This is a genomic window from Paenibacillus sp. FSL E2-0201, from assembly GCF_037963325.1.
Classification (GTDB): Bacteria; Bacillota; Bacilli; order Paenibacillales; family Paenibacillaceae; genus Paenibacillus_AQ.
Genome location: NZ_CP150154.1, coordinates 6,130,750 through 6,144,318, shown reverse-complemented (window position 1 = coordinate 6,144,318; position 13,569 = coordinate 6,130,750). Strand labels below are relative to the sequence as shown.

Sequence of the window (13,569 nt, the reverse complement as noted above, 5' to 3'; positions counted from 1 at the left end):
AGTACTAGAATAATAAACATTTAAGAAAGGGGGATATCCATGCCACGCAAAGGTCCAGTTACTAAGAGAGACGTATTGCCAGATCCGTTGTATAATAGCAAGTTGGTTACTCGTTTGATTAACCGCATTATGCTGGGTGGTAAAAGAGGTGTCGCTCAAAGCATTCTGTACAATTCATTCAAGTTGATTGAAGAACGTACGGGTAAAGATCCGATGGAAGTTTTCGAAGCTGCCATCAAGAATATCATGCCGGTTTTGGAAGTCAAAGCTCGTCGTGTCGGTGGTGCTAACTATCAAGTACCTATCGAGGTTAAACCAGAGAGACGTACTGCTCTGGGATTACGTTGGCTCGTAAACTACTCTCGCAACCGCGGTGAGAAGACGATGGAAGAGCGTTTGGCGGCTGAGATCATCGACGCTTCCAACAACACAGGCGCTTCTGTTAAGAAACGCGAAGATACACACAAAATGGCTGAAGCAAACAAAGCGTTCGCTCACTACCGTTGGTAGGATTAAGGTCATTCAAATAACTTATATTTTGAAGGGAGATCCATTTCATGGCTAGAGAGTTCTCCTTAAAAAATACACGTAACATCGGGATCATGGCGCATATTGATGCTGGTAAAACAACTACCACAGAGCGGATTCTTTTCTATACAGGCCGTACGCACAAAATCGGTGAAGTTCACGAGGGTGCTGCTACAATGGACTGGATGGAGCAAGAACAAGAGCGCGGAATCACGATTACGTCCGCTGCTACCACTGCTGCGTGGAAAGGTCACCGCATCAATATCATTGATACCCCAGGACACGTTGACTTCACTGTTGAAGTTGAACGTTCCCTGCGTGTATTGGATGGGGCAGTAGGTGTATTTAGTGCAAAAGAGGGCGTTGAACCTCAGTCTGAAACCGTATGGAGACAGGCTGACCGTTATAACGTTCCACGTATTGCATATGTGAACAAAATGGACATTATCGGTGCGGATTTCCTTAACGTAATCGAAACTATGCGTGATCGTCTTCAAGCCAATGCAGTTGCTATTCAATTGCCAATTGGTGCTGAAAGTGATTTCACTGGTATTATCGACCTTGTTGAGCAAAAAGCACACATGTTTAGAGATGATCTAGGCCAAAACATCGAAGTAACGGATATTCCGGAAGAATATTTGGCCAAAGTTGAGGAGCTGCGTCTCGAGTTGATCGAGAAAGTTGCTGAACTTGATGAAGATCTGACTATGAAGTACCTGGAAGGCGAAGAAATTACAGTTCCGGAAATTAAAGCTGCACTGCGCAAAGGCGTAGTTGAAGTTAAATTGTTCCCTGTAATTGTTGGATCCTCCTACCGTAACAAAGGAATTCAGCTTATGCTGGATGCAGTTGTTGATTACTTGCCATCTCCTCTTGACGTTCCAGCTATCACTGGACATCTTGATGATGGAACTGAAGCAGTTCGTCATTCTTCGGATGAAGAACCGTTTGCAGCTTTGGCATTTAAAATCATGACTGACCCTTATGTAGGTAAACTTACGTTCTTCCGTGTATACTCTGGTATTCTAGAGTCCGGATCTTACGTAGTTAACGCTACTAAGAACAAGCGTGAACGTATTGGTCGTATTCTTCAAATGCATGCTAACAGCCGTCAAGAGATTTCCATCGTGTATTCTGGCGACATCGCTGCAGCAGTTGGTTTGAAAGACACCAGTACAGGTGATACACTGTGTGATGAGAAGCATCCAGTAATTCTGGAATCAATGAACTTCCCTGATCCAGTTATCGAAATCGCTGTTGAACCAAAAACAAAAGCTGACCAAGATAAATTGGGCGTTGCTCTCGGTAAATTGACTGAAGAGGATCCAACTCTTCGTGCTCATACTGATGAAGAAACAGGCCAAACTATCCTGGCTGGTATGGGTGAACTTCACTTGGACATCATCATCGACCGTATGCGTCGTGAGTTCAAAGTAGAAACCAATGTGGGTAAACCACAGGTTGCTTACCGCGAAACGTTCAAGGCACCTGCTCGCGTCGAAGGTAAATTTGTACGCCAATCTGGTGGTCGTGGTCAATACGGTCACGTATGGGTTGAATTTGAACCCCTCGAGCCAGGTACTGGTAGCAAATTCGAAAGTAAAGTTGTTGGTGGCTCGGTTCCTAGAGAGTACATCGCTCCTGCACTTGCGGGTATCGAAGAACAAATGAAAAACGGCGTACTTGCAGGCTTCCCGCTTGTAGACGTTAAAGCTACCATCGTTGATGGTTCTTACCATGATGTCGATTCCAACGAAATGGCATTTAAAATTGCCGGCTCGATGGCACTTAAAGCAGCTAAAGACAAGTGTAAACCTGTCCTGCTTGAGCCAATCATGAAAGTAGAAGTAACTGTTCCTGAGGAATATATGGGTGATGTTATGGGTATGCTGAACTCCCGCCGTGGCCGTATCGAAGGTATGGATTCCCGTGGTGGAGCGCAAATTATCCGTGCTAAGGTGCCTCTTTCCGAAATGTTCGGATACTCTACAACTCTACGTTCTGGTACTCAAGGACGTGGCGTATTCTCAATGGAGCTTTCTCACTATGAAGAAGTTCCTAAATCCATTGCGGAAGAGATCGCTGCTAAGAACAAAGGCGTAGAATAATTACTAGTTTTAACTTGCCGTCCGGGTATAAACACTCAGTCATCTAAGATAAACATATAGGCGGACGGCTCAAATATAAGGAACCCCACATTAAGGAGGAACTGTTCAAATGGCAAAGGCAAAGTTTGAACGTAACAAACCGCACGTTAACATCGGTACTATTGGTCACGTCGACCATGGTAAAACGACTCTGACTGCTGCAATCACTACTGTATTGTCCAAAACTTACGGTGGCGCAGCTATCGCATTCGATCAAATCGACAAAGCTCCTGAAGAGCGCGAACGTGGTATCACAATCTCCACTTCCCACGTTGAATATGAAACTCCTAACCGTCACTACGCTCACGTAGACTGCCCTGGTCACGCCGACTATGTTAAAAACATGATCACTGGCGCAGCGCAAATGGACGGAGCTATCCTGGTTGTATCCGCAGCTGATGGCCCTATGCCACAAACTCGCGAGCACATCCTGTTGTCCCGTCAAGTAGGTGTTCCATACATCGTTGTTTTCTTGAACAAATGCGACATGGTTGAAGACGAAGAGTTGTTGGAATTGGTTGAAATGGAAGTTCGTGACTTGCTGAGCGAGTATGACTTCCCTGGCGACGACACTCCAATCATTCGTGGTTCTGCTCGTGAAGCTCTTCAAAACCCAGATGGTGAATATGCTAAGAAGATTGTTGAAATGTTCGAAACAATCGACGAGTACATTCCACTTCCAGAGCGTCAAACTGACAAACCATTCTTGATGCCTGTCGAAGATGTATTCTCCATCACTGGCCGCGGTACTGTGGCAACTGGTCGCGTAGAACGCGGAACAGTTAAAGTCGGAGAAGAAATCGAAATCGTTGGTATTCACGAAGAAACTAAGAAATCCGTAGTTACGGGCGTAGAAATGTTCCGTAAATTGCTGGATTCCGCTCAAGCGGGCGACAACATCGGAGCTTTGCTTCGTGGTGTAGACCGTACTATGATCGAGCGTGGCCAAGTATTGGCTAAACCGAACTCTGTTAAACCACACACTGAGTTCACTGCTCAAATCTACGTTTTGACTAAAGAAGAGGGCGGACGTCACAAACCATTCTTCACTGGTTACCGTCCACAGTTCTACTTCCGTACAACTGACGTAACTGGCATCATCAACTTGCCAGAAGGTACTGAAATGGTTATGCCTGGTGATAACATCACTGTAACTGTTGCTTTGATCTCCCCTATCGCTATTGAAGAAGGTACTAAATTCTCCATTCGCGAAGGTGGCCGTACAGTTGGAGCAGGTAGCGTAGCTTCCATCCAAAAATAAATTAGATTCTATCTGCGGGTAGACTCTGAATCATAGTGCCCCGGATTCTTCTTGCGGAGAATCCGGGGCTTTTTGTGTTCAGAAAATCATAATATATTTTTCGACATTTAATGATAAATAAAACGTATTAAATATGAGTTGTTTCTACATAATTCGTCAAAATACATCAATCAATTGTTTACAATTATACTAATCATAGAGTAAAATGAAGGAGGATTAATAATGTAAAAATATAGGAATTAAGGGGGAGTGGTAATATGGGGAAATGTCCTTTTTCCTTCATGCATGCGCTAACTGCACGTAATAACAATGTGGATTCTCCTGCCTCTCATTCCTTAGATATCAAGGATCAGAGCAAGCCTACTGAGTTTTTATTTCATACTATTGAAGGTCATGGCGAGCTCAATGAACAAATGAAGATGATTGATCTAACTGAATCAGATTTGAATTTATTGCGTAGGGTGAAGCCTATTGTTGAACAGAATATAGACTACATTACTGATCAATTTTACAATTCGGTGTTAGGTGTTAATAAGCTTGAGGCCATAATTTTGAAGCATAGCAGCATCGAGAGATTGAAAACAACGCTCCGAGAGCATATCATCGAAATTTTTGATGGCAAAGTTGATGATGAATACATAGCAAAGCGCTTGAAGATTGCTAATATTCATAAAAGGGTCGGACTTGAGCCGAAATGGTACTTATCCGCTTTTCAAAATCTTCAGAACGTATTTATACAAGTTATCTATAAAGAAACCAATGATGACAAAGCACGCCTACAAGTAGTTCAGACTGTGACTAAGCTGCTAAACCTCGAGCAACAACTTGTTTTAGAGGAATACGAGAAAGAGAACGTTAAAGAAAAAGAACAACAGTACTTATTGGTTAAAAATGAATTAAAGCAGAAAATTGCTGAATTTAGCAGCGAATTAATAGATTTTAGCATCGATACAAATGCCGCTGTGAAGCAGCTAGTAGCCAGTAGTAATGAGGTAAGTAGAACATTCCAACGTACAGCTAGATCCTCTGTAGAGTCACAGGGGCTGGCTACAGATGGACATGAACATTTGGATAGCTTAACAGGACAGATTAACCTTATTTATCAAAGCACTAGTGAGATGGAACACTCCATTTATGAATTAAGCAATTCCTCTAAACAAATACAAAAAATCGTAAACTCAGTGAAAGATATAGCTGATCAAACTAAAATCCTTTCTCTTAATGCAACAATAGAAGCTGCTAGAGCCGGAGAGTACGGTAGAGGGTTTAGTGTAGTTGCCCAAGAAGTTAGTCGGTTGGCAGAAGATACGAAGAATACTGTAATTCAGATCGTGGAGCTAACTAATAAATCGGGCAGTCTCACACAACAGGTTGTTGATGAGATACGTAAGGTGCAAGAGCTAACCAAAAGTGGAAAGCATCAATCTCTTGAGACTAGTCTTTTGTTTTCCGATATTGTAGAGGCGATGAGTAGTAGCACACAGGAGATAGTTGTAGTAGAAGAAGAAATAAGGACATTGATTCAGACTATAGAAGGAATTGGTTCAGCAACAGCGCAAACAGCGGAGTCAGCTGAGTTTTTCAAGTCTGCAACTGAGAATCTCTAACCTATATAATAGAAACAAAACAACGTATGAAAAAAATATGCGTTGTTTTGTTATTTTAGCTTGCAATACTGCCGCCTATTATATATAATAATAAATGTTGTTCTGAGACGTTGCGATGATGTGAGAGGTTACTGACACACCCGGCCCCTTTGCCATGGGGACGAGGTCAGAAAATTTTCGCGGAGTATGTCCGATACCAAATTGGGCGATAGAAGGAGGGACTAAAATGGCAAAGCAAAAAATTCGTATTCGCTTGAAAGCATACGACCACAGAATTCTTGATCAATCCGCTGAGAAGATTGTTGAAACAGCAAAACGTTCGGGTGCAGGTGTATCCGGGCCGATTCCGTTACCAACTGAGAAGCAAATCATTACTATTCTCCGTGCGGTACACAAGTACAAGGATTCCCGTGAACAGTTTGAGCAACGGACTCACAAACGTTTGATCGATATTGTGAACCCAACACCACAAACTGTGGATGCCTTGATGCGCTTGGATCTACCGTCCGGTGTAGATATCGAAATCAAATTGTAATTCATTTTTAGCAACTTAGGAAAAGAAAAGAGGTGTCAACATTGAAAGGTATCTTAGGAAAAAAACTCGGTATGACTCAAGTGTTTACTCCAGAAGGTAACGTAATTCCTGTTACTGTTATCGAAGCAGGACCTTGTGTAGTACTGCAAAAGAAAGACCTGAATATCGACGGATATGAAGCAGTGCAATTGGGCTTTTCTGATAAAAAAGAAAAACGCTCCAATAAGCCTGAACAGGGTCACGCCAAAAAGGCAAATGCAACACCTAAGCGCTACGTTCGTGAAATTCGCGGTGTTGACCTCGGGTCTCTCGAGGTTGGACAAGAACTGAAAGCTGATATTTTTGCTGAGGGCGAATTTGTTGACGTAACTGGCACATCTAAAGGTAAAGGTTTCCAAGGTAACATCAAACGTTGGGGACAAAGCCGCGGACCAATGGCTCACGGATCGCGTTACCACAGAAGACCAGGTTCCATGGGTTCTATCCAAGCTAACCGTGTTCCTAAGGGCAAACGCCTTCCAGGACATATGGGTCACACGACTATTACGGTTCAAAAGCTTGAAATTATCAAGGTTGATGTTGAACGTAACGTATTGCTGGTTAAAGGCGCTATCCCAGGTCCTAAAAACAGCTTCGTGAAAGTTAAACAAACCGTTAAGAAATAATTACTGAAGAAAGGAGGAACATGAAATGCCAAAAGTAACACTTTTTAATATTAGTGGCAACGAAGTTGGTGAAGTGGAACTGAGCGATACAGTATTCGGTATTGAACCGAATGAGCACGTTCTACATGAAGCTGCGCTTATGCAAAGAGCTTCCCTACGTCGTGGTACACACAAAGTAAAAGGACGTTCTGAAGTTCGTGGCGGTGGACGTAAACCTTGGAAACAAAAAGGTACAGGTCGCGCTCGTCAAGGCTCCATTCGTTCTCCACAATGGAAAGGCGGCGGCGTTGTCTTCGGACCAACACCACGTAGCTATTCCTGGAAACTGCCTAAGAAGGTTCGTCGTTTGGCGATCAAATCCGCTTTGTCCTCGAAAGTACTCGAGAATGACATTATCGTATTGGATAGCTTGACAATGAATGCTCCGAAGACGAAAGAATTCGCAGCAATCTTGAACAACCTGAAAGTAGATCGTAAAGCGTTGATCGTAGCTACTAGCTATGATGATAACGTAGCGCTTTCCGCTCGTAACATCCCTGGGGTGAAATTCGTAGCGGCTGACGGCATTAATGTTCTTGACGTACTAACGTACGACAAACTGATCATCACTAAAGAAGCAGTTCTGAAGGTAGAGGAGGTGTTCGCGTAATGAAAGATCCTCGTGATATTATCAAACGTCCGGTGATTACGGAACGTACTTCCGACTACATGAGCGAAATGAAATACGCTTTTGAAGTGGATATCCGTGCTAACAAAACCGAAATCAAAAAAGCTGTCGAGGCTATTTTCAAAGTAAAAGTAACTAATGTGAACACAATGCGCGTGCCTGGCAAATTGAAACGTTATGGTAAATATTCTGGTTACACTCCAGAGTGGAAAAAAGCCATCGTTAAGCTTAGCCCGGACAGCAAGCCGCTTGAATTTTTTGAAGCGGTAGAATAATACTCTTAAAGTAAGGAGGAAACTATAGTGCCAATCAAAAAGTACAAACCGACCTCTCCGGCAAGACGACACATGTCTGTGTCTACGTTTGAAGAAATTACAACAAACCAGCCAGAGAAATCGTTGCTTTCTCCGCTGTTCAAACATGCGGGACGCAACAACCAAGGTAAAATTACGGTTCGTCACCATGGCGGCGGACACAAACGTAAATACCGTATTATCGACTTCAAACGTACTAAAGACGGCATACCAGGTAGCGTTGCTACAATCGAGTATGACCCGAACCGTACATCTAATATTGCTTTGATCCACTATGCTGATGGAGAGAAACGTTATATCATCGCTCCTAAAGGCCTAAAAGTTGGGGATAAAGTAGAGTCCGGCCCAACAGCCGACATCAAAATTGGTAACACTCTTGCACTGGAAAACATTCCAGTGGGTACAGTTATCCACAACATCGAGTTGAAACCAGGTAAAGGCGGACAATTGGTTCGTGCTGCTGGTACAGAAGCTCAATTGCTTGGTAAAGAAGAAAAATACTGTTCCGTTCGTTTGTCATCCGGTGAGGTTCGCAAGATCCTTAGCGTATGCCGTGCAACTATCGGTTCTGTAGGTAACGAAGATCACGAATTGATCAAAATCGGTAAAGCTGGACGTAGTCGCTGGCTGGGCCGTCGCCCTGAAGTTCGCGGTGTAGTAATGAACCCTAACGATCACCCACACGGTGGTGGTGAAGGCCGCGCTCCAATCGGACGTAAATCGCCTATGTCTCCATGGGGTAAACCAACCCTTGGTTACAAAACGCGTAAGAAAAACAAGGCATCTGATAAATATATCGTTCGCCGCCGCACTAAATAAGACGCTTCTGGCAAGTTAATAAAGCGCGAAGCGTCGATTCGCGGTTTGAAGAACCGGATGAAGGGAGGATTCACACATGGGTCGCAGTTTAAAGAAGGGGCCGTTTATCGATGGCTACCTGCTTAAAAAAGTTGAGGAACTGAACGAGGCTGAGAAAAAGGTTGTAGTTAAAACTTGGTCCCGTCGCTCAACCATTTTCCCTCAGTTTATCGGACATACGTTTGGTGTATATGACGGCCGTAAACACGTGCCTGTATACGTAACAGAAGATATGGTAGGTCACAAGTTGGGCGAGTTCGCGCCAACACGTACTTACAAAGGCCACGCGGGTGACGATAAGAAAACAAGAAGATAATAATAAGGTCTCTGTTTGAAAGGAGGTTAAACAATGGAAGCAAAAGCACATGCAAGATCGGTGCGGATTTCCGCTCGTAAAGCGAAACTGGTTGTTGACTTGATTCGTGGTAAGCAAGTGGGGGAAGCAATTGCAATTCTTCGCCACACTCCGAAATCCGCTTCTCCGGTCGTTGAGAAGTTGCTTAATTCGGCAATTGCGAATGCTGAGCATAACTATTCTTTGGACGTGAACAGTTTGTTCGTTAGCGAGGTTTTCGTTAACCAAGGACCTACTATGAAACGTTTCCGTCCGCGCGCCATGGGCCGCGCAAGTCGGATCAATAAACGCACGAGCCACATTACACTGGTGGTATCTGAGAAATAAGGAGGGATAACACGTGGGTCAAAAGGTAAATCCAATCGGACTCCGAATCGGTATTATTCGCGATTGGGAATCTAAATGGTATGCAGGAAAAGATTTCGGTACTCTTCTGATGGAAGACGTCAAAATCCGGGAATACCTTAAAGGTAAGTTGAAGGATTCCGCTGTTTCCCATATCGAGATCGAAAGAGCGGCTAGCCGAGTGAACGTTACAATTCATACTGCTAAACCAGGTATGGTTATTGGTAAGGGCGGAGCAGAAGTAGAAGTACTTCGCAGCGCAGTTACAGCAATCGCTGGTGGCAAAAAAGTACACATCAACATCAATGAAATCAAGCACCCTGAATTGGATGCAATTCTTGTAGCTGAGAGCATTGCTCAACAATTGGAACGTCGTGTATCGTTCCGTCGTGCACTCAAACAAGCGATTCAAAGAACTATGCGTTCTGGCGCAAAAGGGATTAAAACTCAAGTAGGCGGACGTCTTGGCGGAGCCGAGATCGCTCGTTCAGAAGGTTATAGCGAAGGAACAGTTCCACTTCATACGCTTCGTGCCGATATCGATTACGGAACGGCTGAAGCACATACAACTTACGGTCTTATCGGCGTAAAAGTATGGATCTACCGTGGAGAAGTTCTTCCCCCAGCTAAGAAACAAGCTGCTCAGGAAGGAGGCAACTAATCATGTTGGTACCAAAACGCGTAAAACACCGCAAGCAACAACGCGGACACATGAAGGGTATGGCAAAAGGCGGTACTGAATTGAACTTCGGCGAATTCGGCCTAGTTGCAATGGAACCGTCTTGGATCACTAACCGTCAGATCGAAGCTGCTCGTATCGCGATGACACGTTATATCAAACGTGGCGGTCAAGTTTGGATCAAGATTTTCCCAGATAAGCCTATTACTCAAAAGCCTCTCGAGGTTCGTATGGGTAGTGGTAAAGGTAATGTTGAGAAATGGGTAGCCGTAGTTAAACCGGGCAAGATTATGTTCGAACTCGGAGGCGTGTCGGAAGAAATCGCTCGTGAAGCGATGCGTCTTGCCGCTCACAAGCTGCCTGTTAAGACTAAGTTTGTGAAACGTGAAGAATTGGGTGGTGAAGCAAATGAAAGCTAATGAACTTCGCAACTTAACCACTGCTGAGATTGAACAAAAGATCGCTGGATTCAAAGAGGAACTTTTTAATCTCCGTTTTCAATTGGCAACAGGCCAACTGGACAACCCGACTCGGATTCGTGACGTGCGTAAGGAAATAGCTCGTGCTAAAACCGTGATCCATCAAAGAGTGCTTGGGATTAGTTAAGTGAGACGGATCTCAGATCCGTATTCAGGAAGGAGGCTAACTAATGAGCGAAGAACGTAATGCACGTAAAGTGCTAATCGGTAAAGTGGTCAGTGATAAAATGGATAAAACCATCGTAGTCGCTGTTGAAACCTATAAGAAACACAACTTGTACCACAAACGCATCAAGTCTACGAAGAAATTCAAAGCACATGATGAGGAAAACGTTGCAAAAATTGGCGATACCGTAAAAGTCATGGAAACTCGTCCGTTGTCCAAGGACAAACGTTGGAGACTAGTTGAAGTGGTTGAAAAAGCGGTTATCATCTAAGATAATCAAAAGAGTTTTTCCGGAAGGAGGAAATTATAATGATTCAACCATTTACACGTTTGCATGTGGCTGACAACTCTGGTGCGAAGGAACTGATGTGTATCCGCGTACTGGGTGGTACTGGACGCCGTACAGCAGCAATCGGTGATTTGATCGTTTGTTCCGTAAAACAAGCAACACCAGGCGGCGTTGTCAAAAAAGGTGATGTTGTTAGAGCGGTAGTTGTTCGTACGAAACGTTCCGTTCGTCGTAAAGATGGATCTTACATCGCATTCGACGAAAATGCAGCTGTTGTTGTTAAAGACGACAGAAGCCCTCGTGGAACACGTATCTTTGGACCAGTTGCTCGCGAACTTCGCGATAAAGACTACATGAAGATCGTTTCCTTGGCACCGGAAGTAATCTAATAAACACGAGCACCAATAAGTTGAAGGTTAGTTATAGGAGGTGTAATAAATGCCTAGAGTGAAAAAAGTTCTGGAATCCCATAACAATAAACTGCACGTGAAGAAAGATGATGTGGTGCTTGTGATTAGTGGTAAAGACAAAGGCAAAAAAGGCCGTGTCATCGCTGCTTATCCTCGTGAAAACCGCGTTCTGGTAGAAGGCGTCAATATGGTGAAGAAACACCAAAAGCCGAACCAGCTGAATCCACAGGGTGGAATTATTGAGCAGGAAGCTTCGATTCATGTGTCCAACGTAATGCACATCGATCCGAAGACCGGCAAAGTAACACGTATCGGTTACAAAGTATTGGACAACGGTAAAAAAGTTCGGATTGCAAAAAGATCCGGAGAGATTATCGACTAATCTAGCCCTAAAGAAAGGAGGTTAAATCTTCATGGCAGCAAGAATGAAAGAACGTTATCTCAATGAAATAACACCTGCTTTGATGCAGAAGTTTAACTATACAACTGTTATGCAAGTGCCTAAGATCGAGAAGGTTGTCATCAACATGGGTGTGGGTGACGCTGTTCAAAACTCCAAAGTACTTGATGCTGCAGTTAATGACATGCAGTTGATCGCTGGTCAAAAACCAGTAATCACTAAAGCTAAAAAATCCATCGCTGGTTTCAAACTACGCGAAAATATGCCGATTGGGGTTAAAGTAACACTACGCGGTGAGCGTATGTATTACTTCTTGGACAAATTGTTCAACGTAACGCTTCCACGCGTACGTGACTTCCGTGGTGTTTCCACTAAAGCCTTTGACGGCCGTGGTAACTACACACTTGGTCTTAAAGAACAATTGATCTTCCCGGAGATCGAATATGACAAAGTGGATAAAGTCCGCGGTATGGACATCGTTATTGTAACTACTGCTAAGACGGACGAGGAATCCCGCGAGCTGCTGGGTCAGCTGGGAATGCCTTTCGCAAAATAAAGTCGGTTAATCCATTTTCTCCGAAAATGTTTAGGAGGTGTCAGGCTAAGTGGCAAAAACTTCGATGAAAGTTAAACAACAACGTACGCCTAAGTTTAAAGTACGTGCATATACACGTTGCGAACGTTGTGGTCGTCCACATTCGGTACTGCAAAAGTTCAAAATTTGCAGAATTTGTTTCCGTGAATTAGCTTATAAAGGCCAGATCCCTGGCGTGAAAAAAGCAAGTTGGTAAGAAGTTTATAAACGGGAAGGAGGTTTACACACATGACTATGTCTGATCCTATTGCAGATATGCTTACTCGTATTCGTAACGCTAACATTGTGCGTCACGAAACGGTAGAAATGCCTGCTTCTACTATGAAGAAACAAATCGCTGACATTTTGAAGCGTGAAGGTTTCATCCGCGATGCGGAATTCGTTGAAGATAGCAAACAAGGGATTATCCGTATCTTCTTGAAATACGGCCCTAACCAAGAGCGTGTTATTTCTGGTTTGAAAAGAATCAGTAAACCAGGCCTTCGCGTATACACGAAGAGCAATGAAGTGCCTCGTGTACTCGGTGGTCTTGGAATCGCGATTATCTCCACATCTAAGGGAGTTATGACCGACAAAGAAGCTCGTCAATCAAAATCTGGCGGAGAAGTTGTCTGCTACATTTGGTAATAAACGTCACAAGATAAGGAGGTGCAACACATGTCTCGTATTGGTCGTAAACCAATCGCAGTACCTAGCGGTGTAGATGTCACTTTGGACAACGCCGTTATTACAGTAAAAGGTCCAAAAGGTTCTTTGACTCGTGAGCTTCATAAAGACATGAAGGTTACAGTTGAAAATAACGAAATTACCGTTGTTCGTCCGTCGGATAACAAATTGCATCGTTCACTTCACGGCACAACCCGCTCCGTTGTCAGCAACATGGTAGCAGGCGTGACTGAAGGTTTCTCGAAATCTCTGGAATTGGTTGGGGTCGGATATCGTGCAAGCAAATCCGGAGATAAAATCGTTCTGAACGTTGGTTACTCCCATCCGGTTGAAATTACACCGGAAGCAGGTATCGAGTTCGAAGTTCCTGCGAACACGAAGATCATCGTTAAAGGTATCGATAAAGAACGCGTTGGCGCATACGCTGCTAAAATTCGTTCCGTTCGTGAACCAGAACCGTATAAAGGTAAAGGTATCAAATATGAAGGCGAGCGTATCATCCGCAAAGAAGGTAAAGCTGGTAAGAAGAAATAACCAGTTTAAACTTAATTGTAAGATACCCCGTGCATCTTAAAGTGAAGCTGTTTACGGCAAACTGAAGGG

The 13,569-nt window shown here is 43.8% G+C and carries 21 protein-coding genes; all 21 read left to right on the top strand.

Annotated features, from left to right (window positions below):
• Positions 1 to 39 precede the first annotated feature (39 nt).
• The 21 genes from rpsG (at position 40) to rplF (ending at position 13,500) form a co-directional block, all read left to right on the top strand.
• Positions 40 to 510: a 30S ribosomal protein S7 gene (rpsG, locus tag NSU15_RS27835; protein WP_036680520.1), complete on the top strand. Its 471-nt coding sequence runs from the start codon at positions 40 to 42 to the stop codon at positions 508 to 510.
• Positions 511 to 557: 47 nt separating this feature from the next.
• Positions 558 to 2,636 (top strand): elongation factor G, encoded by a 2,079-nt coding sequence (fusA, locus tag NSU15_RS27830; RefSeq protein WP_042131228.1) that lies wholly within the window; start codon positions 558 to 560, stop codon positions 2,634 to 2,636.
• A 109-nt stretch (positions 2,637 to 2,745) separates the two neighbouring features.
• Positions 2,746 to 3,936 carry an elongation factor Tu gene (gene tuf / locus NSU15_RS27825; protein ID WP_042131227.1) on the top strand — a complete coding sequence of 397 codons (1,191 nt, stop codon included), beginning with the start codon at positions 2,746 to 2,748 and terminating at the stop codon, positions 3,934 to 3,936.
• Positions 3,937 to 4,193: 257 nt separating this feature from the next.
• Entirely contained in the window at positions 4,194 to 5,543 is a 1,350-nt protein-coding gene (locus NSU15_RS27820) for a globin-coupled sensor protein (protein WP_339288289.1), read from the top strand.
• 226 nt (positions 5,544 to 5,769) lie between these two features.
• Complete coding sequence (gene rpsJ / locus NSU15_RS27815; RefSeq protein ID WP_017692074.1) at positions 5,770 to 6,078, top strand: 30S ribosomal protein S10; 309 nt, start codon at positions 5,770 to 5,772, stop codon at positions 6,076 to 6,078.
• 41 nt (positions 6,079 to 6,119) lie between these two features.
• Positions 6,120 to 6,743 (top strand): 50S ribosomal protein L3, encoded by a 624-nt coding sequence (rplC, locus tag NSU15_RS27810; RefSeq protein WP_036680532.1) that lies wholly within the window; start codon positions 6,120 to 6,122, stop codon positions 6,741 to 6,743.
• 25 nt (positions 6,744 to 6,768) lie between these two features.
• Entirely contained in the window at positions 6,769 to 7,392 is a 624-nt protein-coding gene (rplD, locus tag NSU15_RS27805) for a 50S ribosomal protein L4 (protein WP_036680536.1), read from the top strand.
• Complete coding sequence (rplW, locus tag NSU15_RS27800) at positions 7,392 to 7,685, top strand: 50S ribosomal protein L23 (RefSeq protein WP_036680537.1); 294 nt, start codon at positions 7,392 to 7,394, stop codon at positions 7,683 to 7,685. Before rplD ends, rplW begins: the two co-directional genes overlap by 1 nt.
• Positions 7,686 to 7,712: 27 nt before the next feature.
• Positions 7,713 to 8,543 (top strand): 50S ribosomal protein L2, encoded by an 831-nt coding sequence (gene rplB, locus NSU15_RS27795; RefSeq protein ID WP_042131225.1) that lies wholly within the window; start codon positions 7,713 to 7,715, stop codon positions 8,541 to 8,543.
• Between the two features lie 76 nt (positions 8,544 to 8,619).
• Positions 8,620 to 8,898, top strand: a complete 279-nt coding sequence (gene rpsS / locus NSU15_RS27790; RefSeq protein WP_036652940.1) for a 30S ribosomal protein S19 — start codon at positions 8,620 to 8,622, stop codon at positions 8,896 to 8,898.
• A 33-nt stretch (positions 8,899 to 8,931) separates the two neighbouring features.
• A complete protein-coding gene (gene rplV / locus NSU15_RS27785; protein WP_036680546.1) occupies positions 8,932 to 9,264 on the top strand; it encodes a 50S ribosomal protein L22 in 333 nt (110 codons plus the stop codon).
• Positions 9,265 to 9,277: 13 nt separating this feature from the next.
• Positions 9,278 to 9,943: a 30S ribosomal protein S3 gene (gene rpsC, locus NSU15_RS27780; protein ID WP_038573452.1), complete on the top strand. Its 666-nt coding sequence runs from the start codon at positions 9,278 to 9,280 to the stop codon at positions 9,941 to 9,943.
• A gap of 2 nt (positions 9,944 to 9,945) precedes the next feature.
• Entirely contained in the window at positions 9,946 to 10,380 is a 435-nt protein-coding gene (rplP, locus tag NSU15_RS27775) for a 50S ribosomal protein L16 (RefSeq protein ID WP_042131224.1), read from the top strand.
• Positions 10,370 to 10,567 carry a 50S ribosomal protein L29 gene (rpmC, locus tag NSU15_RS27770; RefSeq protein WP_019908232.1) on the top strand — a complete coding sequence of 66 codons (198 nt, stop codon included), beginning with the start codon at positions 10,370 to 10,372 and terminating at the stop codon, positions 10,565 to 10,567. The genes rplP and rpmC overlap by 11 nt, the downstream gene beginning before the upstream one ends.
• A gap of 43 nt (positions 10,568 to 10,610) precedes the next feature.
• Complete coding sequence (gene rpsQ / locus NSU15_RS27765) at positions 10,611 to 10,877, top strand: 30S ribosomal protein S17 (RefSeq protein WP_042131223.1); 267 nt, start codon at positions 10,611 to 10,613, stop codon at positions 10,875 to 10,877.
• Between the two features lie 38 nt (positions 10,878 to 10,915).
• A complete protein-coding gene (gene rplN, locus NSU15_RS27760; protein WP_036680556.1) occupies positions 10,916 to 11,284 on the top strand; it encodes a 50S ribosomal protein L14 in 369 nt (122 codons plus the stop codon).
• Positions 11,285 to 11,333: 49 nt separating this feature from the next.
• On the top strand, positions 11,334 to 11,687 hold the full coding sequence (gene rplX, locus NSU15_RS27755; protein WP_076099615.1) for a 50S ribosomal protein L24: 354 nt from the start codon (positions 11,334 to 11,336) through the stop codon (positions 11,685 to 11,687).
• A gap of 31 nt (positions 11,688 to 11,718) precedes the next feature.
• Complete coding sequence (gene rplE, locus NSU15_RS27750; protein ID WP_042131222.1) at positions 11,719 to 12,261, top strand: 50S ribosomal protein L5; 543 nt, start codon at positions 11,719 to 11,721, stop codon at positions 12,259 to 12,261.
• Positions 12,262 to 12,310: 49 nt separating this feature from the next.
• Complete coding sequence (locus NSU15_RS27745; RefSeq protein WP_013312154.1) at positions 12,311 to 12,496, top strand: type Z 30S ribosomal protein S14; 186 nt, start codon at positions 12,311 to 12,313, stop codon at positions 12,494 to 12,496.
• Between the two features lie 32 nt (positions 12,497 to 12,528).
• Positions 12,529 to 12,927, top strand: coding sequence for a 30S ribosomal protein S8 (gene rpsH, locus NSU15_RS27740; protein ID WP_036680560.1), 399 nt, complete (start codon positions 12,529 to 12,531; stop codon positions 12,925 to 12,927).
• A 30-nt stretch (positions 12,928 to 12,957) separates the two neighbouring features.
• Positions 12,958 to 13,500, top strand: coding sequence for a 50S ribosomal protein L6 (gene rplF / locus NSU15_RS27735; protein WP_042131221.1), 543 nt, complete (start codon positions 12,958 to 12,960; stop codon positions 13,498 to 13,500).
• The last annotated feature ends 69 nt before the right edge of the window (positions 13,501 to 13,569 follow it).

What these genes read in the sequence shown, in the direction of transcription:
- rpsG (WP_036680520.1), top strand. Translation starts at nt 40, where the DNA reads ATGCCACGCAAAGGTCCAGTTACTAAGAGAGACGTATTGCCAGATCCG.
- fusA (WP_042131228.1), top strand. Translation starts at nt 558, where the DNA reads ATGGCTAGAGAGTTCTCCTTAAAAAATACACGTAACATCGGGATCATG.
- tuf (WP_042131227.1), top strand. Translation starts at nt 2,746, where the DNA reads ATGGCAAAGGCAAAGTTTGAACGTAACAAACCGCACGTTAACATCGGT.
- NSU15_RS27820 (WP_339288289.1), top strand. Translation starts at nt 4,194, where the DNA reads ATGGGGAAATGTCCTTTTTCCTTCATGCATGCGCTAACTGCACGTAAT.
- rpsJ (WP_017692074.1), top strand. Translation starts at nt 5,770, where the DNA reads ATGGCAAAGCAAAAAATTCGTATTCGCTTGAAAGCATACGACCACAGA.
- rplD (WP_036680536.1), top strand. Translation starts at nt 6,769, where the DNA reads ATGCCAAAAGTAACACTTTTTAATATTAGTGGCAACGAAGTTGGTGAA.
- rplW (WP_036680537.1), top strand. Translation starts at nt 7,392, where the DNA reads ATGAAAGATCCTCGTGATATTATCAAACGTCCGGTGATTACGGAACGT.
- rpsS (WP_036652940.1), top strand. Translation starts at nt 8,620, where the DNA reads ATGGGTCGCAGTTTAAAGAAGGGGCCGTTTATCGATGGCTACCTGCTT.
- rplV (WP_036680546.1), top strand. Translation starts at nt 8,932, where the DNA reads ATGGAAGCAAAAGCACATGCAAGATCGGTGCGGATTTCCGCTCGTAAA.
- rplP (WP_042131224.1), top strand. Translation starts at nt 9,946, where the DNA reads ATGTTGGTACCAAAACGCGTAAAACACCGCAAGCAACAACGCGGACAC.
- rpmC (WP_019908232.1), top strand. Translation starts at nt 10,370, where the DNA reads ATGAAAGCTAATGAACTTCGCAACTTAACCACTGCTGAGATTGAACAA.
- rpsQ (WP_042131223.1), top strand. Translation starts at nt 10,611, where the DNA reads ATGAGCGAAGAACGTAATGCACGTAAAGTGCTAATCGGTAAAGTGGTC.
- rplN (WP_036680556.1), top strand. Translation starts at nt 10,916, where the DNA reads ATGATTCAACCATTTACACGTTTGCATGTGGCTGACAACTCTGGTGCG.
- rplX (WP_076099615.1), top strand. Translation starts at nt 11,334, where the DNA reads ATGCCTAGAGTGAAAAAAGTTCTGGAATCCCATAACAATAAACTGCAC.
- rplE (WP_042131222.1), top strand. Translation starts at nt 11,719, where the DNA reads ATGGCAGCAAGAATGAAAGAACGTTATCTCAATGAAATAACACCTGCT.
- rpsH (WP_036680560.1), top strand. Translation starts at nt 12,529, where the DNA reads ATGACTATGTCTGATCCTATTGCAGATATGCTTACTCGTATTCGTAAC.
- rplF (WP_042131221.1), top strand. Translation starts at nt 12,958, where the DNA reads ATGTCTCGTATTGGTCGTAAACCAATCGCAGTACCTAGCGGTGTAGAT.